Source organism: Ramlibacter cellulosilyticus (genome assembly GCF_014297465.1).
In the GTDB taxonomy this organism is placed as follows: domain Bacteria; phylum Pseudomonadota; class Gammaproteobacteria; order Burkholderiales; family Burkholderiaceae_C; genus Ramlibacter; species Ramlibacter cellulosilyticus.
Genome location: NZ_JACORT010000004.1, coordinates 74,833 through 98,464 on the forward strand (window position 1 = coordinate 74,833; position 23,632 = coordinate 98,464).

General features: G+C 67.5%; 15 protein-coding genes and 1 tRNA gene. 3 read left to right on the forward strand and 13 right to left on the reverse strand.

Annotated features, from left to right (window positions below):
- Window positions 1-56 precede the first annotated feature (56 nt).
- The 3 genes from H8N03_RS11280 to H8N03_RS11290 are packed head-to-tail and all read right to left on the reverse strand — an operon-like array spanning window position 57 to window position 4,022.
- Window positions 57-1,115 carry an ABC transporter permease gene (locus tag H8N03_RS11280; protein ID WP_187076538.1) on the reverse strand — a complete coding sequence of 353 codons (1,059 nt, stop codon included), beginning with the start codon at window positions 1,113-1,115 and terminating at the stop codon, window positions 57-59.
- Window positions 1,116-1,170: 55 nt separating this feature from the next.
- On the reverse strand, window positions 1,171-2,202 hold the full coding sequence (locus H8N03_RS11285; protein ID WP_187076280.1) for a microcin C ABC transporter permease YejB: 1,032 nt from the start codon (window positions 2,200-2,202) through the stop codon (window positions 1,171-1,173).
- Complete coding sequence (locus H8N03_RS11290) at window positions 2,202-4,022, reverse strand: extracellular solute-binding protein (RefSeq protein WP_187076281.1); 1,821 nt, start codon at window positions 4,020-4,022, stop codon at window positions 2,202-2,204. The genes H8N03_RS11285 and H8N03_RS11290 overlap by 1 nt, the downstream gene beginning before the upstream one ends.
- Before the next feature lie 37 nt (window positions 4,023-4,059).
- Here H8N03_RS11290 and fabI point away from each other — a divergent pair, with 37 nt between their 5' ends.
- The gene (fabI, locus tag H8N03_RS11295) at window positions 4,060-4,839 is read left to right on the forward strand and encodes an enoyl-ACP reductase FabI (RefSeq protein ID WP_187076282.1); all 780 of its coding nucleotides are present in this window, start codon (window positions 4,060-4,062) and stop codon (window positions 4,837-4,839) included.
- A 69-nt stretch (window positions 4,840-4,908) separates the two neighbouring features.
- On the opposite strand, the gene H8N03_RS11300 is transcribed toward fabI, so the two are convergent.
- Window positions 4,909-7,194, reverse strand: coding sequence for an arginine/lysine/ornithine decarboxylase (locus H8N03_RS11300; protein WP_187076283.1), 2,286 nt, complete (start codon window positions 7,192-7,194; stop codon window positions 4,909-4,911).
- A 116-nt stretch (window positions 7,195-7,310) separates the two neighbouring features.
- Here H8N03_RS11300 and H8N03_RS11305 point away from each other — a divergent pair, with 116 nt between their 5' ends.
- Window positions 7,311-7,730: an NfeD family protein gene (locus tag H8N03_RS11305; protein WP_187076284.1), complete on the forward strand. Its 420-nt coding sequence runs from the start codon at window positions 7,311-7,313 to the stop codon at window positions 7,728-7,730.
- Window positions 7,731-7,751: 21 nt separating this feature from the next.
- Window positions 7,752-8,744: an SPFH domain-containing protein gene (locus tag H8N03_RS11310; protein ID WP_187076285.1), complete on the forward strand. Its 993-nt coding sequence runs from the start codon at window positions 7,752-7,754 to the stop codon at window positions 8,742-8,744.
- On the opposite strand, the gene H8N03_RS11315 is transcribed toward H8N03_RS11310, so the two are convergent.
- The 9 genes from H8N03_RS11315 to H8N03_RS11355 all read right to left on the reverse strand — a co-directional run bounded on the left by H8N03_RS11315 (window position 8,708) and on the right by H8N03_RS11355 (window position 23,601).
- On the reverse strand, window positions 8,708-9,118 hold the full coding sequence (locus tag H8N03_RS11315) for a hypothetical protein (protein ID WP_187076286.1): 411 nt from the start codon (window positions 9,116-9,118) through the stop codon (window positions 8,708-8,710). The genes H8N03_RS11310 and H8N03_RS11315 overlap by 37 nt on opposite strands.
- A gap of 16 nt (window positions 9,119-9,134) precedes the next feature.
- Window positions 9,135-10,634: an adenylate/guanylate cyclase domain-containing protein gene (locus H8N03_RS11320; protein WP_187076287.1), complete on the reverse strand. Its 1,500-nt coding sequence runs from the start codon at window positions 10,632-10,634 to the stop codon at window positions 9,135-9,137.
- A gap of 326 nt (window positions 10,635-10,960) precedes the next feature.
- Window positions 10,961-11,051 (reverse strand) — tRNA-Ser (locus tag H8N03_RS11325).
- 21 nt (window positions 11,052-11,072) lie between these two features.
- Complete coding sequence (locus H8N03_RS11330) at window positions 11,073-13,145, reverse strand: hybrid sensor histidine kinase/response regulator (RefSeq protein ID WP_187076288.1); 2,073 nt, start codon at window positions 13,143-13,145, stop codon at window positions 11,073-11,075.
- 10 nt (window positions 13,146-13,155) lie between these two features.
- The gene (locus H8N03_RS11335) at window positions 13,156-19,764 is read right to left on the reverse strand and encodes a HAMP domain-containing protein (RefSeq protein WP_187076289.1); all 6,609 of its coding nucleotides are present in this window, start codon (window positions 19,762-19,764) and stop codon (window positions 13,156-13,158) included.
- Between the two features lie 269 nt (window positions 19,765-20,033).
- Window positions 20,034-21,161, reverse strand: coding sequence for a branched-chain amino acid ABC transporter substrate-binding protein (locus H8N03_RS11340; RefSeq protein ID WP_187076290.1), 1,128 nt, complete (start codon window positions 21,159-21,161; stop codon window positions 20,034-20,036).
- 159 nt (window positions 21,162-21,320) lie between these two features.
- On the reverse strand, window positions 21,321-21,632 hold the full coding sequence (locus H8N03_RS11345) for a hypothetical protein (RefSeq protein ID WP_187076291.1): 312 nt from the start codon (window positions 21,630-21,632) through the stop codon (window positions 21,321-21,323).
- A complete protein-coding gene (locus tag H8N03_RS11350; RefSeq protein WP_187076292.1) occupies window positions 21,632-22,069 on the reverse strand; it encodes a DNA polymerase III subunit chi in 438 nt (145 codons plus the stop codon). The genes H8N03_RS11345 and H8N03_RS11350 overlap by 1 nt, the downstream gene beginning before the upstream one ends.
- A gap of 11 nt (window positions 22,070-22,080) precedes the next feature.
- Window positions 22,081-23,601 carry a leucyl aminopeptidase gene (locus tag H8N03_RS11355; RefSeq protein ID WP_187076293.1) on the reverse strand — a complete coding sequence of 507 codons (1,521 nt, stop codon included), beginning with the start codon at window positions 23,599-23,601 and terminating at the stop codon, window positions 22,081-22,083.
- Between the last annotated feature and the right edge of the window lie 31 nt (window positions 23,602-23,632).

Here is a 23,632-nt window from a genome sequence, read left to right on the forward strand (position 1 = left end):
GCCCTCACCCCGCCCCTCTCCCAGAGGGAGAGGGTGAGAACCGTGCTTCGCACACATCATGTATCGGCCTTCCGCGGGTCGAGGGCATCGCGCAGCGCGTCGCCCATGAAGGTCAGCAGCAGCAGCGTGATCACCAGCACGGCGAACGTGGACAGCGAGATCCACCACGCGTCGATGTTGTTCTTGCCCTGCGACAGCAGCTCGCCGAGCGACGGCGTCCCCGGCGGCACGCCCAGGCCGAGGAAGTCCAGCGAGGTCAGCGCCAGGATGGACGCGCTCATGCGGAACGGCAGGAAGGTGATCACCGGGGTCATGCTGTTCGGCAGGATGTGCTTCCACATGATCCGGCCGTTGCCCACCCCGAGCGCCTTCGCGGCCCGCACGTAGTCCATCTGCCGGTTGCGCAGGAACTCGGCCCGCACGTACTGCGACAGCCCCATCCACCCGAACAGCGACAGCAGGATCAGCAGCAGCGCCACGCTCGGCGCGAAGATCGCGCTGAAGATGATCAGCAGGTACAGCTCCGGCATCGAGTCCCAGATCTCGATGAAGCGCTGGAACGCGAGGTCGGTCTTGCCGGCGAAGAAGCCCTGGATCGCCCCCGTGATCACGCCGATCACCACGCCGATGAAGGTCAGCGCCAGGCCGAACAGCACGCTCAGGCGGAACCCGTAGATCAACTGCGCCAGCAGGTCGCGGCCGCGGTCGTCGGTGCCGAGGTAGTTCTCGCGCGTCGGCGGCGACGGGTTCGGCGCCTTGGCGAAGTAGTTCAGCGTCTTGGAGCCGTAGGGGTTGGGCGGGTAGATGGCGAAGTTGCCGTCCTTGCCCAGCTGCTCGCGGATGAAGGGATCGAGGAAGTCGGTCTCGGTCGGGAAGTCGCCGCCGAAGGTGGTCTCCGGGTAGCTCTGGACCAGGGGGAAGTAGTAGTCCCCGTTGTAGCGGACCACGAGCGGCTTGTCGTTGGAGATCACCTCGGCGAAGAGGCTCAGGACGAACAGCACCAGGAACAGGACCAGGCTGACGAAGCCCAGCTTGTTGCGGCGGAACCGGCGCCAGGCCCGCATGCGCGGCGAGACGTGGACCGGGAGCACGACTGCCGCGGGCGCAGCCGCCATCGCGCCGCCGCCCTCGGTCTGGCCCACGGCGGCGGGGTCGGCCATCAGGGTGCGGTCAGTCGAATTTGACACGGGGGTCCACCCAGACGTACATCAGGTCGCTCAGGAGCTTGGTGAAGAGGCCGATCAGCGTGAAGAGGTACAGGGTCCCGAGCACCACGGGATAGTCCCGCCGGATCACGCTGTCGTAGCTGAGGAGCCCGAGGCCGTCGAGCGAGAACAGCGTCTCGATCAGCAGCGAGCCGGTGAAGAAGGCGCCGAGGAAGGCGGCCGGGAAGCCGGCGATGATGGGCATGAGCGCGTTGCGGAAGACGTGTTTCCACAGCACGCGGCGCTCGTCGAGGCCCTTGGCCCGCGCCGTCAGCACGTATTGCTTGCGGATCTCCTCCAGGAAGGAGTTCTTCGTGAGCATCGTCGTGACGGCGAAGCTGCCCACCACCATGGCGGTGACCGGCAGCGTGATGTGCCAGAGGTAGTCGACGATCTTGCCGCCCAGGCTCATCTCGTCCCAGTTCGACGAGGTCAGCCCGCGCAAGGGGAACCACCCGAGCTGCCCGCCGAAGATCACCAGCAGCGCCACCCCGAGCACGAAGCCGGGGATCGCATAGCCGATGAGGACCACCAGCGTCGACACGAGGTCGAAGCGCGAGCCGGCCCGCACCGCCTTGGCCACGCCGAGCGGCACCGCGATGAGGTAGCTGATGAAGAAGGTCCACAGCCCCAGGCTGATGGAAACCGGGAGCTTCTCGACGATCAGCTGCGACACGGCCTTGTTCTGGAAGAAGCTCTGGCCCAGGTCGAAGCGCGCGTACTGCCCGAGCATCTGGAAGAAGCGCTCGTGCGGCGGCTTGTCGAAGCCGTAGAGGGCCTTGATCTGTTCCAGCTTCTTCGTGTCGACGCCCTGCCCGCCGCGGTACGAGAAGGTGCCGCCCTCGGCACCCCCGCCGCCCGCGCCGGCGCGCGCCTCGGCGAAGTATTGCTCCACGGGGCCGCCGGGCACGAACTGCGTGACGACGAAGGTGACCAGCAGCACGCCCAGCAGCGTGGGCAGCATGAGCAGGAGGCGCTTGAGGATGTAGGCGGCCATCAGAGGTTCGCCTGCTGCGGCCGCGACCACCAGGTGTCGATCGCCCAGCCTTCGCCCTGGGAATACGGCGGCATGGAGGGCGTGGGCTGCAGGCGCCAGGCGTTGTAGGCGATGCGGTGGGTCGACGCGGACCACTGCGGGATGAGGAGGTGCGAGTGCATGATCACGCGTTCGAGGGCGCGGCAGGCGGGGAGGAATTCGGCCTTCGTGTGCGCGCCGGTCATCTTCGCCAGGATCGCGTCCACCGCCGGGCTCTTGATGCCGGTGTAGTTGCCCGAGTCCTCGATGTCCGCCGACTTGCTGCCGAAGAGGTCCACGTACTCCTGTCCGGGCGTGTGGGTGCCCTGGACGTTGAGGCTGATGATCTCGAACTGCTTCTTCTGCAGCCGTTCCTGGTACAGCGCGAAGTCCACCGGCCGGAAGTTCAGCGTGATCCCGAGCTTCTCCAGGTTGCGGATCCAGGGCGTGACCACCCGCGCGCCGCTTTCCTGGCTGTCCAGGTATTCCAGCACCAGGGGCTCGCCCTTCGCGTTGCGCAGCGCCCCGTCCTTCACTTCCCAGCCGGCCTGCCGCAGCAGCTCGCGCGCCTGCCGCAGGTTGTCGCGCAGCGAATGGCCGGGCCCGTCGGTGCGGGGCGGCTCGTAGGCCGGGCCGAACGCGGCCTCCGGCACCTTGCCGCGCCAGGGTTCCAGCAGCGCCAGTTCCTCGGGCGACGGGCTGCCGGACGACTTGCAGTCCGTGTTGCCGAACAGGCCCGTGACCCGCTGGTACGAGTTGTAGAACATCGTCCGGTTCATGTACTCGAAGTCCATCGCGAGGCCGAGCGCCTGGCGCACGCGCGGGTCCTGCAGCTTGGGCAGGCGGGAGTTCAGGAAGTAGCTCTGGAAGCCGGAGGGCAGCTTGTGCTGGAACTCGCCCTTGACAAGCTCGCCGCTGTTGAACTTGCGGCCGTTGACGCGGCGGGCCCAGTCCCCGGCGGAGAAGAACCGCATCATGTCGAACTCGCCGGCCTTGAGGGCCTCCAGGCGTGCCGTGGCGTCCTTGTAGATCTTGACGGTGATGCGGTCGAAGTTGGACGTGCCCTTGCGCACGTTCAGGTCGCGCGCCCAGTAGTTCGGGTCCCGCACGTAGGTGATGTCCCGCCCGAACTTGACCGGGCCGATCTTGTACGGGCCGCTGCCGATCGGGATGTCCATCACGACCTGGTCGAAGCGCTTGGCCTTGCCGTTCTCCATGCCCCACTTGCGGCTGAAGATCGGCAGGCCGCCGACCGTCAGCGGCAGTTCGCGGTTGTTCTTCTTGAAGCGGAAGCGCACCGTGCGCTCGTCCAGCACGTCCAGGCCCGCCACGTCGTCCAGCACCGTCTTGTACGCCGGCGAGGTGTACGGGCCGATGAGGATGTCGTAGGTGTGCTTCACGTCGGCCGCGAGCACGGGGTCCCCGTTCTGGAAGCGCGCTTCCTTGCGCAGGCGGAAGGTGGCGCTCAGGCCGTCGGCGGGCACCTCGACGTCCTCGGCCAGCAGGCCGTAGCCGGAGCCGACCTCGTCCGCGGCGCCGGCCAGCAGGCTGTCGAACATCAGCGCCGAGAGGTAGGCCGGCGGCGAGCCCTTGATCGTGAACGGGTTGTACTTGTCGAAGGTGGAATACCGCAGGTTGCTCACCAGCCGCAGCTCGCCGCCCTTGGGCGCCTGCGGATTGACGTAGCTGAAGTTGGGAAAGCCGGCGGGATACTTCAGGTCCCCCCAGAGCGCGTATCCGTGGGCGGCCCAGGCGGCCGGGCTCAGGATCGCGCAGGCCAGCAGTAGCGGCAAACCTCGCATGCGACAATTCTGCCGAGATTTTCTGGAAGAGAGACCCATGGGATTCCTGGCTGGCAAGAAATTGTTGATCACCGGCGTGCTGTCGAACCGGTCCATCGCCTACGGCATCGCCCGGGCCTGCCACGCGCAGGGCGCGGAGCTCGCCTTCAGCTACGTCGGCGACCGCTTCAAGGATCGGATCACGGAATTCGCGGCCGAGTTCAACTCGAAGCTGATCTTCGACTGCGATGTCGGCGACGACGCGCAGATCGCGAAGCTGTTCCAGGACCTGTCGGCCACCTGGCCCAAGTTCGACGGCTTCGTCCACAGCATCGGCTTCGCCCCACGCGAGGCGATCGCGGGCGACTTCCTGGAAGGCCTGTCCCGCGAGGCGTTCAAGGTGGCGCACGACATCAGCGCCTACAGCTTCCCGGCGATGGCCAAGGCCGCCCTGCCCTACATGAACGAGAAGGCGGCGCTCCTGACCCTGTCCTACCTGGGTTCGGTGCGCATCGTCCCGAACTACAACACCATGGGGCTGGCCAAGGCGTCGCTGGAAGCGTCCGTGCGCTACCTCGCCGGCGCGCTGGGGCCCAAGGGCATCCGGGTGAACGGCATCAGCGCCGGCCCCATCAAGACGCTGGCCGCCAGCGGCATCAAGGACTTCAGCAAGCTGCTGAACATCGTGGCGGAGACGGCGCCGATCCGCCGCAACGTGACGATCGAGGACGTGGGCAACGTGGCTGCGTTCCTCCTGAGCGACCTGGCCGGTGGCGTGACGGCGGAGATCACGTACGTGGACGGCGGGTTCAGCCACACGGCGATCGCGGCGGAATGAACAAAGGGCCGCTGGCGCGGCCCTTTCACTTCGGGAAGCCCTGCGCCCCCGCCTTCGCGGGGGTGACGTTCACTTGCCGTTCCCGCCCGCGTTCTCCTGCACGCAGTCCGCGTAATACCGCATCTTCCCGTCCGGCCCTTCCTCCGCCACCAGGCCGTGGATGTCCGTCTCGAAGCCGGGGCACTCCTGGTTGAACGCGCGGGCGAACTTCAGGTATTCGACGATCCGCTTGTTGAACACCTCGCCCGGGATCAGCAGCGGGATGCCGGGCGGGTAAGGCGTGATAAGCGCCGTGGTCACGCGGCCTTCCAGCTCGTCGATCTCCACCCGTTCCGTCTTGCGGTGGGCGATGTGCGCGAAGGCGTCGCTCGGCTTCATCGCCGGCTGCAGGTCGCTCAGGTAGATGTCCGTCGACAGCTTGGCGATGTCGTACTTGGCATACAGCTCGTGGACGTACTGGCACAGGTCCGCCAGCCCCATGCGCTCGTAGCGCGGGTACTGCTGGCAGAACTCGGGCAGGATGCGCCACATCGGCTGGTTCTTGGCGTAGTCGTCCTTGAACTGCTGCAGCGCCGTCAGCATGGTGTTCCAGCGGCCCTTGGTGATGCCGATGGTGAACATGATGAAGAAGCTGTAGAGGCCGGTCTTCTCCACGATCACCCCGTGCTCCGCCAGGAACTTCGTGACGATCGCGGCCGGGATGCCGGTCTTGGCGAACTTGCCGTTCAGGTCCAGGCCGGGCGTCACGATGGTGGACTTGATCGGGTCCAGCATGTTGAAGCCTTCGGCCAGGTTGCCGAAGCCGTGCCACTTGGCGGTGCGCGCCTCGCCCTTGATGATCCAGTCGTCGGCGCGGCCGATGCCCTGCTCCACGAGCTTGTCGGGGCCCCAGACCTTGAACCACCAGTCCTTGCCGTACTCCTGGTCCACCTTGCGCATGGCGCGGCGGAAGTCCAGGGCCTCGACGATGGACTCCTCCACCAGCGCGGTGCCGCCCGGCGGCTCCATCATGGCGGCCGCCACGTCGCAGCTCGCGATGATCGCGTACTGCGGGCTGGTGGACGTGTGCATCAGGAACGCTTCGTTGAACAGGTGCCGGTCCAGCTTGCGCTCCTTGGCGTCCTGCACCAGCACGTGGCTCGCCTGGCTGATGCCGGCCAGCAGCTTGTGGATGGACTGCGTCGCGTACACCACCGACTTCTTGGTGCGCTCCCGCTTCCGGCCCATGGCGTGGAAGCTGCCGTAGAACGGGTGGAAGGCGGCGTGCGGCAGCCAGGCCTCGTCGAAATGCAGCGCGTCGACGTAGCCGTCCAGGAGGTTCTTGATGGTCTCGGTGTTGTACAGGACGCCGTCGTAGGTCGACTGGGTCAGGGTCAGGATGCGCGGCTTGACCTTCTCCGGGTCCACGCCCTTGAGCAGCGGGTTGGCCTTGATCTTGGCCTTGATCGCCTCGGGCGAGAACTCGCTCTGCGGGATGGGCCCGATGATGCCGAAGTGGTTGCGGGTCGGCTTCAGGAAGACCGGGATCGCCCCGGTCATGATGATCGAGTGCAGGATCGACTTGTGGCAGTTGCGGTCCACCACCACGATGTCGCCCGGCGCCACCTGGTGGTGCCAGACCATCTTGTTGGACGTGCTGGTGCCGTTGGTGACGAAGAAGCAGTGGTCGGCATTGAAGATGCGGGCGGCGTTGCGCTCGCTGGCCGCCACCGGGCCGGTGTGGTCCAGGAGCTGGCCCAGTTCGTCCACGGCGTTGCACACGTCGGCGCGCAGCATGTTCTCGCCGAAGAACTGGTGGAACATCTGCCCGACCGGGCTCTTGAGGAAGGCGACGCCGCCGGAGTGGCCCGGGCAGTGCCAGGAGTAGGAGCCGTCCTCCGCGTAATCGAGCAGCGCCTTGAAGAACGGCGGCTGGATGCCTTCCAGGTAGCTGCGCGCCTCCCGGATGATGTGGCGGGCCATGAACTCCGGCGTGTCCTCGTAGGCGTGGATGAAGCCGTGCAGCTCCCGCAGGATGTCGTTGGGCAGGTGCTGGGAAGTCTTGGTCTCGCCGTAGATATAGATAGGCACTTCCGCGTTGCGGCGGCGGACCTCGGCGATGAAGTTGCGCAGGTTCAGGACAGCGGGGTCCAGGTCGGGGCCCTGCGTGAACTCCTCGTCGTCGATGGAGAGGATGAAGGCGCTGGCCCGGCTTTGCTGCTGCGCGAACTGCGACAGGTCGCCGTAGCTGGTGACGCCCAGGACCTCGAAGCCTTCGGCCTCGATCGCCTGCGCCAGGGCCCGGATGCCGAGGCCGGAGGTGTTCTCCGAGCGGTAGTCTTCGTCGATGATGACGATGGGGAAACGGAACTTCATGCGGGACGGTCCAGGGCGGCGAAAAAGCGAAACGAAGGGGCGAAGTGTATGAAATCCGCAGCGCCCGGAAGTTGCGTGCCTGAGGAATTCGCCCACAATCCGCTCAAAGGGGACTTATGGCTGACTGGACTTTCTGGTGGCTGCTGGCCGGCGCGGCCGTGGCCGTCGAATTGCTGACGGGCACTTTCTACCTCCTCATGCTGGGCATCGGCATGGCCGCGGGGGCACTCGCCGCGCACGCGGGTGCCTCGATGACCGCGCAGGTCGTCGCGGCCGCCATCGTCGGTGGCGGCGCGGTCGCGGGCTGGCACGTGGCGCGCCGCCGGCGCATCGTCGACGGCCTGCCCGGGAACAACATGGACTTCGACGCGGGCGAGCGGGTCCACGTGGACGCGTGGACGGCGGACAACACCTCCACCGTGCGCTACCGCGGCACCGTCTGGACGGCGGTGCCCGCCGGCGGCACGCCGCAGGGCACGGGTCCGCACTGCGTGCGCCAGGTCGACGGCAGCCGGCTCGTCGTCGAAAAGATCTGAGGAACAAGAGGAGAAGAAGAAATGGAAATCGCAGTCGTCCTGTTCGTCGTGGCGGTGATCTTCGTGGTCCGCTCGATCAAGGTCGTCCCCCAGCAGAACGCCTGGGTGGTGGAGCGCCTCGGGAAGTACCACGCGACCCTCACCCCCGGCCTGAACTTCCTGGTGCCTTTCGTGGACCGGGTCGCCTACAAGCACAGCCTGAAGGAGATCCCGCTGGACGTCCCCAGCCAGGTCTGCATCACGCGCGACAACACGCAGCTGCAGGTCGACGGCATCCTGTACTTCCAGGTCACCGACCCCACGCGGGCCAGCTACGGTTCTTCCAACTACGTCGTCGCCATCACCCAGCTGGCCCAGACCACGCTGCGCAGCGTGATCGGCAAGCTGGAACTGGACAAGACCTTCGAGGAACGCGACATCATCAACGCGCAGGTCGTGCAGGCGATCGACGAGGCGGCGCTGAACTGGGGCGTGAAGGTGCTGCGCTACGAGATCAAGGACCTGACGCCGCCCAAGGAGATCCTGCACGCGATGCAGCGGCAGATCACGGCGGAGCGGGAGAAGCGCGCGCTGATCGCGGCCTCCGAAGGCCGCCGCCAGGAGCAGATCAACATCGCCACCGGCGAGCGCGAGGCCTTCATCGCCCGCTCGGAGGGCGAGAAGCAGGCCGAGATCAACAAGGCGCAGGGCGAAGCCGCTGCCATCGTCGCGGTGGCCGACGCAACGGCGGACGCCATCCGCAAGGTGGCCGAGGCGATCCGCCAGCCGGGCGGCGAGCAGGCGGTGCAATTGAAGGTGGCCGAGCGGGCCGTCGATGCGTTCGGGAAGGTGGCCGAGGATTCCAGTACCACGCTGGTGATCCCGGCGAACATGAGCGAGGTGTCCGGCCTGATCGCTTCCGCGATGAAGATGATTACCGGGATGCGCGCGCCGGCCGGCAGCGCGGGGTCCCCTGTCGTTCCTCCTCCGCCCTCCCCTCAGCTCTCGTCCGAGTGGGGGCGCGAGGTCCGGTAGTCCTCCGGCGGGCGCGAGTTGCGGTAGCTGGAGTTCAGCGGGCTCGGGCGCGAGCGCAGCCCGCTGGGCAGCAGGTCCGAGAACAGCGAGCTCAGCTCGTCGACCTTCTCCCGCGCGACGGCCTCCCCCTGGTCCCGCGCCAGCAGCTGCATCACCTCCCCCCGCATGAACCACAGCGCCTGCAGGTCCGTGGCGTAGCGGATGCGCCGCGCGAGGCCCGCGGCGCGCTCGCCCGGGTCCTCGGACACGAGGGCCAGCATGGCTTCGCGGATCTGGTCCATCGAGGCGGCATCCTCGGCATGCGAGGCGCGCGTGGTGACGCTGAACATCGCGTAGATGCTGCTCCTCAGGTCTTTGGTCTTGAACCAGCGCATGGGGAATCCTTTCGAATCAGCCTTCTTGGGGGCGTGTGGTGCCGTTGAGGGGTTGCAAGTCGATCAGTTCGGCCGCCGCGAGGCCGGCCACGCGCGCCGGCACCGCCTGGGGGGCGGCGATGTCGGCGAGCCGTGCAAACGTGGAAAGCAGCGGCGTCTCGGAACGGGTGCCCTCGAGGCGGGGCACGCCGAACCTGACGCGCTGGCGCTGGTCCGCCGGGAGCTTGCCCAGCAGGCTGCGCGTGACCAGGATGGCGCCTTCGCGGCTGACGCGGGAAAGCTGCTCCGCGTGGTCGGCCGTGTCGCCGACCACGCGGAGTGCTCCCTCCCCCGTCGCTCCCACGACGCCCATCCATTCCTGTCCTTCGTCGATGCCGACGTTCATCGCCAGCTCGAGCTCCCAGCCCTTGCGCGCCTGCCAGCGCTGCGAGAGATGGCGCATGGCCTCGCGCGCCTGCTGCGCGGCGGCCAGGGCGTTCCAGAGGTGGCTGCCGCCCTCCTGGGGCAGGAAGTAGCAGACCAGCACCTCGCCGCCCTGGGGGCCGGCGCGGCCCTTGTGCTTGCGGAACACGCGATCGAGCTCGGCCCAGATCTCGTTCAGCAGCTCGAAATACTCCTGCGCCGTGAGCTTCACCCACAGGCCGCTGGCGTCTTCCAGCGTGCTCACGAGCACCGACACCGGCGTGATGACCGGCGCCGCCACGGGCCGCTGCGCCGGCACCGGCACCGCGACAGAGCCCGATTCATCCTGCGCCGCATAGGCGAACAGCACGCCTTCGCGGAACTGCACCGCGTACACGGTGCGGGCCGGCAGCCCGTTGCCGGCGGGGATCGCCGCCTGCATCAGCAGGCCGGCGTCGCCGCGGCTGGGCTCGTCGTAAAGGCGATGGAGGCGCGAGGCTTCGTCCGGGGGAAGGTCCCGGAACAAGGCCCCGGCGGTGGCGCCGCGCGCCTGCGCAACCCGGAGATGAAAGCGCAGGATCGCGTCGCCCCCCTTGGCGGGGTCCACCGAGAGCAACTGGCTGAAGATGCTGGTGCCCTGCACGCCGGCGCGCTGGGCGAGCGGCGAGCGGGCGTCGGAGCGGGTCTCGTCGTTCGACCAGGTGATGCGGAAGGCGTCGTTCACCAGGTAGGCGGGGTGTCCCAGCGGACCGGCCGGCAGGCTGAGGACGACCGAGGGAGCGTCGCCGCGCGTCGAGGCAGCCACCGCGGCGGCCACGGGCGTGACGGGCGCCGGCGGCACGGTGCCGGAACGCTGCGCGGGGGCGGCTGCGGGCGGATGGGCCGAGAGGTGTTCGGCGATGCGGGCGATGCTCCAGCCCTGCGACTTCAGGCGCTGGATCTCCTCGACCCGCGCGATGGTGTCGTCCGGGAAGAAGCCGATGCGAGGCGCAGCGCCGTGCTCCGGTCCCGGCGGCAGGACCTGGGGCCGCGGCACGAGGCCGCTGGCGATGTAGTTGTTGAGAGTGGCACGCGAGATGCCGGTCCTCTCGATGATTTCCTTGCTGGTGAGCAAGAACGCCTCGTCTGTCTAATATGGACGAGGTGGAATGTACAGATGGGGAATTGGACGGTCAATGCAGTTGCTTACCGTCTGTCTGGACATTGATACACAGACAAACCCTTAGAAGCGCACAAGTCATTGAATTTACATGACTTGAACTGTCTTGCTTAGGTGAGTAGACAGTGGCACCCATCGGTAGACTGCTTAGGTCGTGTGTCTACTCTGTCTAATTGACTGTCCAAGTGTCTGTCCAAGCATCTGGACAGACATACCGGCTGCATCTTCGCTGTCTGTCCCAGGCAACAAAAAACCCGCCGGAGGCGGGTCGTTTGTTCTGCTGGCGGAGAGGGCGGGATTCGAACCCGCGGTGGGCTATTAACCCACACACGCTTTCCAGGCGTGCGACTTAAACCGCTCATCCACCTCTCCAGCAGAGCCCGCGATTGTAGCTCACGCCGTGGCGACCGCCCGCCTCGCTTCCTGAGGATTCGCCAACATCGACAGCAGCAGGTTCACGTCCGCGGGCTTGACCATGTGGAAATCGAAGCCCGCCTGGGCCGAGCGGGTGCGGCTTTCCGCCTCGCCGTACCCGGTGAGCGCGATCAGCAGGGCCTCGCGCGACTCCTCCAGGCTGCGCAGCCCGTGCGCCACCTCGAAGCCGTTCATGCCCGGCAGGCCGATGTCCAGGAGCACCACGTGCGGCTTGAACTCCCGCGCGATGGCGAGCGCCTCCTGGCCGTCGTGCGCCATGCGGACCTCGAAGCCTTCCATTTCCAGCAGCGTCAGCAGCGTCTCGGCGGAGGCCTGCAGGTCGTCGACGACCAGGATGCGGGACGCACCGGCGGGCATGGATGGGCTGTGGTGGCTCACCGCCGGCAGCGGCTCCGCGGGGTCCGACGCCACGCTGGCGGGAAGCGCCAGGCAGACCTGGGCGCCCTTCCCCAGCCCTTCGCTGGCCGCCCAGACGCGGCCGCCGTGCAGTTCCACGAGGTGCTTCACCAGGGTCAGGCCGATGCCCAGGCCGCCCTGCGAGCGGTCCAGGGACTGGTCCGCCTGCGCGAACAGGTCGAACATGTGCGGAAGGAACTCGGGCGCGATGCCGGCGCCCTCGTCCTTCACCGCGATCTCCAGTTCGCCCTCCTGGTACTTCGCCTCCAGCCCGATGCGGCTGCGGATCGGGGAGAACTTGCTCGCGTTGTTGATCAGGTTGGAGAGCACCTGCGACAGGCGCACCGAGTCGCCTTCCAGTTCGATGGTCTCCTTGGGCAGGATCACGTCCAGCACCTGCTCGCGGGCGCCGAGGCGGGGCGAACTCGCCTCCACCGAGCGCTCGATCAGCGTCGACAGGTGCAGCTTCTCCGGCTTGACGGCCACCTTGCCCTGCACGATGCGCGAGACGTCCAGCAGGTCGTCGATGAGGCGCGCCATGTGGTCGGCCTGGCGGCCGATCACGTCGCGGGCCCAGGCCAGCTTGGGCGGCAGTTCCTCCGCGCTGGCCAGGATGTGCACCGCGTTGCGGATCGGGGCCAGCGGGTTGCGCAGCTCGTGGGCCAGCATGGCCAGGAACTCGTTCTTGCGCCGGTCCGCCTCCTGCACCGCGGAATACAGGCGCGCGTTCTCCATGGCGATGGACGCGCGGCTGGTGAATTCGCGCATCAGGGCGATGCGGGTCGAATCGAACTGGGCGGCCGGCCCCAGCAGGACCAGCGCGCCGCGGATCTCGTCCCCCGCCAGCATCGGGCAGATGGCGCCGACGCGGCCGTCCTTCTGCCACAGGTTGAACTGGCGCGTGCGGATCACCTGGTCGGCGGCCTCGCGCAGCTCCGCCGTGAAGATCTCGTGGTCGTCCGCGCGCGGCGCCGGATGCATCTCCAGCCGGCGCACGCCGCCCTCCTTGTCCGGGATGCCCAGCACGGCCCGCTCCGCGAGCATCGGCACGCACAGCTGCAGCACCGCGGCGATGGTGTCGTCCAGGTTCAGCGAGCGCGACAGGGTGCGGCTCGCCTCGGCCAGGAAGTCGGCGCGGTGGATCGCGTCCTCGGCCGCCGCCCGGGCGGCCTCCGAACGCGCCAGCTCCTCGCGCTGCACCGCCTGCTTCTGCAGCTGGCGGTTCATGCGGAACAGCTCGACGAACACCCGCACCTTGGAGCGCAGCACCTCCGGCACCACCGGCGACGGGATGTAGTCCACCGCCCCCAGCGCGTAGCCGCGCCGGGCCTGGAGCTCGTCGACGTACGCCGTGATGAAGACGATGGGCGTCTGGGCCGACTTCTTGTACTGCCGGATCAGGCTCGCCGTCTCCAGCCCGTCGATGTCGGGCATGTTGACGTCGAGCAGGATGACCGCGAACTCCATGTCCAGGATGTACTTCAGCGCCTCCTGGCCGGACCGGGCACTGACGATGTTCTGGTCGAGCTCGTCCAGGATCGTCCGGAAGACGACGTGCTTCTCCGGGAGGTCGTCCACCACGAGGATGTTGACCTTCTCGGCAGCCTCCGGCGCGCTCGCAGCGCTGGTCGTCAATGGGCTCTCCTTACTGCTGCAACCACGCGCGCAGCACCGCCAGCAGGTCCGGCGTGTTCACCGGCTTGGCCAGGTAGTCCCAGGCCCCTGCCTCGATGCACTTCTCGCGGTCTCCCTTCATGGCTTTCGCCGTCACGGCGATCATAGGCAGATTCCGGCCCTGCGGGAGCTTGCGGATCTCCTTCATCGTCGCCATGCCGTCCATCTCCGGCATCATGATGTCCATCAGCACGACCTGGATCCCCGGGTCGTTGGCCACCCGGTTGATCGCCTCGCGGCCGTTGTCGGCCCAGACGATGTCCATGCCGTGCTCTTCCAGGACGGTCGCCAGCGCGAAGATGTTGCGCATGTCGTCGTCGACGATCAGCACCCGCTTGCCGGCGAGCGGCTTGGCGGTCTCGTAGACCATGTCGATGACGTTGCGCTTGGCCTCCGGCAGGCGCGCCAGGCTGCGGTGCAGCGCGATCAGCGCGGCGTCGAACAGGCGGGCGCCGCCGTGCACCTCCTGCACGGTGATGCCCTCGTCGGAGTGCCAGGCGTGGCGGGCGCCGTTGTCACCGCGGTAGAGGACGAGCGGCACCGGCCCGATGTTGGCCTGGGCCGCGACCTGCCGGCGGTACTCGCGCGGGTCGAGCCCGCCGAAGCCGTCCTCCAGCACCACGGCGTCGAAGCGCCCGTCGTCCAGCGCCTGCAGCAGCTGGGCGCCGGAAGCGACCACCGTCACGTCCACCTGCTCGCCTTCGAGCTGCGCGAGCAGCTCGTTGCGGGCCACCTGGTCGTCCAGCGCCACCAGCAGGCTCTTCTCGTGGCGGGAGACGTAGGCGTGCAGCTTGTCCAGCATGCCGTCCAGCACTTCCTTGGAGCGGATCGGCTTCTCCAGGAAGGCCAGCGCGCCGGACTTGAAGGCCCGGTCCTTGCTGTCGTCGGTGGAGATCACGCAGACCGGCACGTGGCGCAGGTCCAGGTCGTGCTTGATGCGATCGAGCACGCGCCAGCCCGCCATGTCGGGCAGGTGCATGTCCAGCGTCACGGCCGCGGGCTTGTGCTGGCTGGCCAGGGTCAGCGCGCCGGCGCCGACCGTGCTCACCAGGCCCTTGAAGCCCTTGGCACGGGCGGCATCCAGCAGGAAGCGGGCGAAGGCGAGGTCGTTCTCCACGATCAGCAGCACCTGGTCGCCCCCGTGGATGTTGTCGCGGTCGTCGTTCGCGACGTTGTCCGCGGCGACCTCCTCGTTCTCCACCGGCGCCTCGATGGCGACGTCCGTGACCTCCTCCGCGGCGCCCGGCGAAGGCTGCTGCGGCGGCGGCAGGCGCTTGGCGACCGGGGCGATCGTCGGCTCGGAGCGGTAGTCGGGACCGCCGCGGCGCGCCGTGCGCGTGGCCATGTAGACCAGCGGCAGGTACAGCGTGAAGGTGGAGCCCTGCCCCGGCGCGGACACCAGGCGGATCTCGCCGCCCAGCAGCTTCGAGAGCTCGCGGGAGATCGCCAGGCCCAGGCCCGTGCCGCCGTACTTGCGGCTGGTGGAGCCGTCGGCCTGCTGGAAGGCCTCGAAGATGATCTGCTGCTTGTCCGGCGAGATGCCGATGCCGGTGTCCGACACCGAGAAGGCGATCACCTGCTGGGCGCGGCCCAGGTCCTCGTTGTCGTTGCTCCAGCCCGCGAACACCTCCTCGATGGAGAGCGTCACGTGGCCCTGGTGGGTGAACTTGAAGGCGTTGGACAGCAGGTTCTTCAGGATCTGCTGCAGGCGCTTGGCGTCCGTGACCATGGAGGCCGGCAGGTTGAGGCCGCTGCGGACGGTGAAGTCCACGTTCTTGGCTTCCGCGACGTGGCGGAAGGTGCGCTCCACGTACAGCTGCAGGTCCGACAGGCGCAGCTCGTTGACGTCCACGACCACCGTGCCGGACTCGATCTTGGACAGGTCCAGGATGTCGTTGATCAGCATCAGCAGGTCGTTGCCGGACGAGTGGATCGTCTTGGCGAACTCCACCTGCTTGGGCGTGAGGTTGCCTTCCGGGTTCTTGCACAGCTGGTCGGACAGGATCAGCAGCGAGTTCAGCGGCGTGCGCAGCTCGTGCGACATGTTGGCCAGGAACTCGGACTTGTACTTGGAGGTCAGGGCCAGCTGCTTGGCCTTGTTCTCCAGCTCCTGCCGGGCCTGTTCCACTTCCGCGTTCTTGCGCTCCACCTCCTGGTTCTGGTGCGCGAGCAGGCGGGCCTTCTCCTGCAGCTCCTCGTTGGTCTGCTGCAGTTCTTCCTGGCGGGACTGGAGTTCCTGCGCGAGCGACTGCGACTGCGCCAGCAGGTCCTCGGTCCGCATGTTGGCCTCGATCGTGTTGATCACGATGCCGATCGATTCCGTCAGCTGGTCCAGGAAGGCCTGGTGGGTCGGGTTGAAGCGCTCGACCGAGGCCAGCTCGATCACGCCGCGCACCTGGCCTTCGAAGATGATCGGCAGCACCAGCACGTTCAGCGGCGTCGACTCCGTCAGGCCGGACACGATCTTCAGCGTCTCCGGGAAGCTGGAGGTCAGCGTGATCTTCTTCTTGTCGAAGGCCGCCTGGCCGACGAGGCCCTGCCCCAGGTCGACTTCCTTGCCATAGGCGCCGTGGCCGTCCGAGGCGTACGACGCCATCAGGCGCAGCTTGGGCTGTTCCTGGCTGTAGCGCAGCACGTAGAACTCCGCCTGCTGCGCGCCCACCACGGGTGCCAGCTCGGACAGGATCAGGTGGCCCACCGCGACCAGGTCGCGCTGGCCCTGCAGCATCCGCGAGAACTTGGCCAGGTTGGTCTTCAGCCAGTCCTGCTCCGTGTTCACCTGCGTGGTGTCGCGCAGGTTGCGGATCATCTCGTTGATCGTGTCCTTCAGCGCGGCCACTTCGCCCTGCGCCTCCACGGTGATGGAGCGGGTCAGGTCGCCCTGCGTCACGGCGGTCGCCACTTCGGCGATGGCTCGCACCTGCGTCGTCAGGTTGGCGGCCAGCTGGTTCACGTTCTCCGTCAGGCCCTTCCAGGTACCGGCGGCGCCCGGCACCTTGGCCTGCCCGCCCAGCTTGCCTTCCACGCCCACTTCGCGCGCCACGGTGGTCACCTGGTCGGCGAAGGTCGCGAGCGTGTCGGTCATGGAGTTGATCGTGTCGGCCAGCGAAGCGATCTCGCCCTTGGCTTCCACGGTCAGCTTCTGCTCCAGGTCGCCGTTGGCCACGGCCGTCACCACCTTGGCGATGCCGCGCACCTGGGACGTCAGGTTGCCGGCCATGAAGTTCACGTTGTCCGTGAGGTCCTTCCAGGTGCCGGCCACGCCCTGCACGTAGGCCTGGCCGCCCAGCTTGCCCTCGGTGCCCACCTCCCGCGCGACGCGGGTCACTTCGGAAGCGAACGAGGAGAGCTGGTCCACCATGGTGTTGATGGTGATCTTCAGTTCCGAGATCTCGCCCTTGACGTCCACGGTGATCTTCTTGGACAGGTCGCCGGCCGCCACGGCCTTGGTCACGTCGGCGATGTTCCGCACCTGCGAGGTCAGGTTGCCGGCCATGAAGTTCACGTTGTCCGTGAGGTCCTTCCAGGTGCCGGCCACGCCCTGCACGTAAGCCTGGCCGCCCAGCTTGCCTTCGGTACCCACCTCGCGGGCGACGCGGGTCACTTCGGAGGCGAACGAACGGAGCTGGTCCACCATCGTGTTGATGGTGTTCTTCAGCTCCAGGATCTCGCCCTTCACGTCCACGGTGATCTTCTTGGACAGGTCGCCCGCCGCCACGGCGGTCGTCACGTCGGCGATGTTCCGCACCTGCGCCGTCAGGTTGCCGGCCATGGAGTTCACGGAGTCGGTCAGGTCCTTCCACGTGCCGGCCACGCCCTGCACGTCGGCCTGGCCACCCAGCTTGCCTTCGGTACCCACTTCCCGCGCCACGCGCGTCACTTCCGAAGCGAAGGATCGGAGCTGGTCCACCATCGTGTTGATGGTGTTCTTCAGCTCCAGGATTTCGCCCTTCACGTCCACGGTGATCTTCTTCGAGAGGTCACCGGCGGCCACGGCCTTGGTCACGTCGGCGATGTTCCGCACCTGGGCGGTCAGGTTGCCGGCCATGGAGTTCACGTTGTCCGTGAGGTCCTTCCAGGTGCCGGCGACGCCCTGCACTTCCGCCTGGCCGCCCAGCTTGCCTTCGGTACCCACCTCCCGGGCCACCCGGGTCACTTCGGAGGCGAACGAACGGAGCTGGTCCACCATCGTGTTGATGGTGTTCTTCAGCTCCAGGATCTCGCCCTTCACGTCCACGGTGATCTTCTTGGACAGGTCGCCGGCCGCCACGGCCTTCGTCACGTCCGCGATGTTCCGCACCTGCGCCGTCAGGTTGCCGGCCATGGAGTTCACGGAGTCGGTCAGGTCCTTCCACGTGCCCGCCACGCCCTGCACGTCGGCCTGGCCGCCCAGCTTGCCTTCCGTACCCACTTCGCGCGCCACGCGCGTCACCTCGGAGGCGAACGAGGAGAGCTGGTCCACCATGGTGTTGATGGTGTTCTTCAGCTCCAGGATCTCGCCCTTCACGTCCACGGTTATCTTCTTGGACAGGTCGCCCGCCGCCACCGCCTTCGTCACGTCGGCGATGTTCCGCACCTGCGAGGTCAGGTTGCCGGCCATGAAGTTCACGGACTCGGTCAGGTCCTTCCAGGTACCGGCGACGCCCTGCACGTCCGCCTGGCCGCCCAGCTTGCCTTCGGTACCCACTTCCCGCGCCACGCGGGTCACTTCCGAGGCGAACGAGGAGAGCTGGTCCACCATCGTGTTGATGGTGTTCTTCAGTTCCAGGATCTCGCCCTTCACCTCCACGGTGATCTTCTTGGAGAGATCACCGGCCGCCACGGCGGTCGTCACGTCGGCGATGTTCCGCACCTGGGCCGTCAGGTTGCCGGCCATGGAGTTCACGTTGTCCGTGAGCTCCTTCCAGGTGCCGGCCACGCCCTGCACGTCGGCCTGGCCACCCAGCTTGCCTTCGGTACCCACTTCGCGGGCCACGCGGGTCACTTCCGAAGCGAAGGATCGGAGCTGGTCCACCATCGTGTTGATGGTGTTCTTCAGCTCCAGGATCTCGCCCTTCACGTCCACCGTGATCTTCTTCGAGAGGTCACCGGCGGCCACAGCCTTGGTCACGTCGGCAATGTTCCGCACCTGGGCCGTCAGGTTGCCGGCCATGGAGTTCACGGAGTCCGTGAGGTCCTTCCAGGTCCCCGCCACGCCCTGCACGTCGGCCTGGCCGCCCAGCTTGCCTTCCGTACCCACTTCGCGCGCCACGCGGGTCACTTCCGAAGCGAAGGATCGGAGCTGGTCCACCATCGTGTTGATGGTGTTCTTCAGCTCCAGGATCTCGCCCTTCACGTCCACGGTGATCTTCTTGGAGAGGTCGCCGGCGGCCACGGCCTTGGTCACGTCGGCGATGTTCCGCACCTGCGAGGTCAGGTTGCCGGCCATGAAGTTCACGGACTCGGTCAGGTCCTTCCAGGTGCCGGCCACGCCCTGCACGTCGGCCTGGCCGCCCAGCTTGCCTTCGGTACCCACTTCGCGGGCCACGCGCGTCACTTCCGAAGCGAACGAACGCAGCTGGTCCACCATCGTGTTGATGGTGTTCTTCAGCTCCAGGATCTCGCCCTTCACGTCCACGGTGATCTTCTTGGAGAGGTCGCCCGCCGCCACGGCCTTCGTCACTTCCGCGATGTTCCGCACCTGCGCCGTCAGGTTGCCGGCCATGGAGTTCACGGAGTCGGTCAGGTCCTTCCACGTGCCCGCCACGCCCTGCACTTCCGCCTGGCCGCCCAGCTTGCCTTCCGTGCCCACCTCGCGCGCCACGCGCGTCACTTCGGCGGAGAAGGTGCCGAGCTGCTGCACCATCTTGTTGATGGTCATGGCCGTCCGCAGGAACTCGCCTTCCAGCGCGCGGCCGTCGGCCTCGAGCGCCATGGACTTCGAGAGGTCGCCCTGCGCCACGGCGCCGATCACGCGCGCCACTTCGGACGTCGGGTGCACCAGGTCGCCGATGAGGGAGTTGATCGATTCGGCGGAGTCGCGCCAGAAGCCGTCGCTGCTGGGCATGGAGGCGCGCTCCTTCAGCTTGCCCTCCTTGCCGACCACGCGCGAGAGGCGCGCGAGCTCCTGCGACATGCGCACGTTCTGCGCCACGACTTCGTTGAAGGCATCGGCGACCTTGCCGAACAGGCCGGTCCAGTCGTGCGGCAGTTCCGCATGCGAATTGCCCTTGCGCAGCTCGGTGATGCTGGCCAGGAGCGTCTTGGTCCGCTCGTTCACCAGTTCGACTTCGTCGAGCAGGCCGTTGACCGCGGCCACGTTCTCCTGCCAGAAGCCGGTGAGCTTGTCGTCGGCCACGCGCCGGCCGGCCTTCGCGCCGCTGTGCGGCCCGGCCGAGACGGACTTCAGCTTGTTGCTGGAGCGCGCCGTCTGCGACGACAGCTCGTTGAATTCGGCGGCGATCTTGCCGTACAGGCCGTCCCACTCCGTGGGCAGCGTCACCCCTTGCTCGCCGCGGCGGAAGGCCGACAAGGCCTTCAGCACGAGTTTCAGATCCCCATCGCGGTGCTCAGCGGCAGGCGGTTTCGCCAGAACTTCCATGTGATTCCCCATTCGTAAGCATCTGTTGACACGTCAACAGAGCTTGGGAGGGTACTGTCTTCCCAAAGAGCCTTCAACACGACAGGAAGTGTGCATCGCCCGCAAACCCAGTACTGGCGCGGGTTGTAGGAGCGCTCCCACAGGAAAAGCACCGCAGAGCCTACATGGCGCGAGCGGGGAAGCGACGCTTTTGCATCAATGCACCGGAAACGAAAAGGCCGCCCGGAGGCGGCCTTTTCGGATACGCGGTGTTACCGCGGATCAGCAGCTTACAGCGGCGTCTTCTTGCCGTCGACGTACTTGTACAGCGTGGTCGCGGCGTTCTTCAGCTCGCCGTTCGGCTCGAAGGCGATGTTGGCGGTGACGCCCTTGTAGTTCGCCTTCTTCAGCATGGGGATGTACTTCTTCGGGTCGATCGAGTTCGCGCGCTTCATCGCGTCGACCAGCACGAAGGTCGCGTCGTAGGTGTACGGGCTGTACACCTGGAACTGGTTGGGGTACTTCTTGTCGTACTTTTCCTTCCAGGCCGTGCCGCCGGGCATCTTGGCGATGGACGCGCCGCCTTCGGCGCAGATCACGTTGCCCAGCGTCTTGGCGCCCGCGGAGAGCTTGGCGATCTCGGACGTGCAGATGCCGTCGCCGCCGAAGTACTTCACGTTGGTCATGCCCAGCTGCTCCATCTGGCGGAGCATCGGGCCGGCCTGGGGGTCCATGCCGCCGTAGAAGATGGCGTCGGGGTTCTTGGCCTTGATGGCGGTCAGGATCGCCATGAAGTCCGTCGCCTTGTCGTTCGTGAACTGCTCGTCGACGACCTGCATGCCCTTGGACACGGCGGTCTTCTTGAACACTTCGGCGACGCCCTGGCCGTAGGCCGTGCGGTCGTCGATGATGGCAACCTTCTTCAGCTTCAGCTTGTCGGCCGCGTGCAGGGCCAGCGCAGCGCCCAGGGCGTTGTCGTTGGCGATGATGCGGTAGGTCGTGTCGTAGGCGGGTTTGGTCAGGGCCGGGTTGGTGGCCGCGCCGGTGACGTGCGGGATGCCGCAGTCGTTGTAGACCTTGGAGGCGGGGATGGTCGTGCCGGAGTTCAGGTGGCCCACCACGCCGGCGACCTTCGCGTCGCACAGCTTCTGCGCGGCGGCGGTGCCCTGCTTCGGATCGGCCGCGTCGTCTTCGGCCTGGATCTCGAACTTGACCTTCTTGCCGCCGATGGTGACGCCCTGGGCGTTCAGGTCCTCGATGGCCATGCGGACGCCGTTCTCGTTGTCCTTGCCGTAGTGCGCCTGCGGGCCCGACAGCGGTGCGACGTGACCGATCTTGACGACCTGGTCCTGGGCGGCGGCCATGCCGCACACCGCGGCGATGGCCATCGCGGCCGTCAATTTCAGCTTGAATTGCATAGGGAAACCTCCGGATTGGGTAATGGGTTGAGGTCCGTTGTTCTTGCTCAACGGGCGCGAACATATCGCAATTTCCGAGCCCGAACCATAGGGATTGGTTCTAGGCGTCAGCGAATCGCGACCATCGCGCCGCCAAGCGAGCGCGCAGCCCCCGTTGCCTCAAACGCCGCTGCCGCCGCTGCGTTGACGGGACTGCATCTCTTCCGCGACAGCCTGCGACACGATCTCGCGCACGAGGTCCTCCACGCGCTCGCGCAGCAGCGGCGCGAGCGCACTGGTCTGCTCGAGGACCACGGTGGCGATCTCCTCGCGCAGGCGCCGCTCGAGGACGAGGTCCACGCGGCGCAGCACGCGCTCGGCGAGCTGGTCCAGCGGCGGGACCACGGAGGTGGGGCCGAGGGACGCCGGACCCGAATGCACCACTTCGGTCAGCGTCGGCACGAACCGCGGCGGGGGCCGGTTGGTGGCCATCAGGTGCCCTCCTTCGTGGCGACGTCGTGCCGCTTGATCGCGTAGCCGCGGTCCGCATAGTGCTTCCAGCGGCCGCGCGCCTGCTGGCGATCGTCCTCGTCCACCGACACGAGCTCGTTGAGGCGCTCGAAGCGCTCGAAGCCTTCGGGGATGCGGCCCCCGAGGTTGACCAGGACCTGCTCGTGCGGCGTGCCGCGCGGCGAATCCGCCAGCACCACCGGCGAGGCGGCCAGCACCTGCGGCTCCGCCGAGGCCGCGTAGCAGTGGGGGATGAACTCCTGCGGGGAGAAGGTCCAGAGCTCCACGTCCAGGCTGCGCAGCATCTCGGGCTGCCCGGTCACCACGACGCGGTAGCCCGCCCCCGTGGCCCTGCGCAGCAGCCGGCAGGCGTACGCCAGCTTGTCCTGCACGTTGAAGTGGAACGTGACCTCGGTCATGCGTGCGGGACTCAGGCCGCGGCGCGGCGGCGGCCCGCGGGCTTCGTCGCGGCTTTCGCAGCGGGCTTGCCCCCGGCCGCGCGGGGCGCGCCGGCCGCTTCCTGCGCGACGAGGTATTCGAGCAGCAGGCCGACCGGACGGCCGGTCGATCCCTTGGCGGGGCCACCCTTCCATGCCGTGCCGGCGATGTCCAGGTGCGCCCAGGGATAGTTCTGCGTGAAGCGGTGCAGGAACTTGGCCGCCACGACGGCACCGCCGGCGCGGCCCGCCACGTTGGCGACGTCGGCGAAGTTGGTCTTGAGCCCTTCGGCGTATTCGTCGTCCAGCGGCAGGCGCCAGCACGGGTCCAGCGCCGCGTCGCCGGCCTGGACCAGCTGCTGCGCGAGCGCGTCGTCGGTGGCGAACATGCCGCTGCGCACGTTGCCCAGGGCGACCACGCAGGCGCCCGTGAGCGTCGCGATGTCGATCACGGCACGCGGCTTGAACCGCTCGGCGTACGTCAGCGCGTCGCACAGGATCAGGCGGCCTTCCGCATCCGTGTTCAGCACCTCGATGGTCTGGCCCGAGAGGCTGGTGAGGATGTCGCCGGGCTTGTACGAGCTGCCGTCCGGCATGTTCTCGCAGCTGGGGATCAGCCCGATCACGTTCAGCTTCGGCTTCAGTTCCACGAGCGCACGGAAGGTGCCCAGCACGCTGGCGGCCCCGCCCATGTCGAACTTCATCTCGTCCATCTCGGCCGAGGGCTTGATGGAGATGCCGCCGGTGTCGAAGGTGATGCCCTTGCCCACCAGCACGATGGGCGCCTCGCCCTTGCCCGCGCCTTCGTAGCGCAGCGTGATGAAGCGGGCCGGTTCGGCGGAACCCTTGGCCACGCTCAGGAACGAGCCCATGCCGATGCGCGCGATCTCCTTCGGGCCGAGCACCTCGACCTGCAGGCCGTGGGACTTCGCCATCCGGGTGGCCTCTTCGCCGAGGCGCGTGGGCGTGGCGTAGTTGGGCGGCAGGTTGCCCAGCTCGCGGGCGAACTCGATGCCGACGGCGGCCGCGCGGGCGCGGTGGAACGCCTGCTTGCCGGCGGCCGCGTCGGCGACGCCGATCACCACCTTCTTCAGCTCGCGGCCTTCCGGCTTGGACTTGGTGGCGACGTAGACGTAGCTGCTTTCGGCCGTGCCGCAGACGGCGGCGCGCACCGCGTCGTCGCCGGTGCCGGCCGGCAGCAGGATCACGAGCTTCTTGGCGGCGGAGGAACGCAGCGCGCCCGCGGCAGCCTGCACCGCGGACTGCACCCGCTTGCCCGAACCATCGCCGCAGCCCGCGAGGATCACGCGCGGCGCGGCGATGCCTTCGGCGCGGTACGCGTGCAGCAGCTTGCCGGGCTTGGGCTCGAGGTCGCGGGCCTGCAGGGCCGCCGACACGAGGCGCGAGACCGGGTCCTTGCCCGCCTGGAAACCTTCCGTCACCAGCACCAGCAGCACGTCGGCCTTCTCGGTGGCCGCACCCGCGGGAGCCAGGGTCTTGAGTTCGAAGTCCATAATCCTTGTTGTTCGTTCCAGCGCGCCCAGG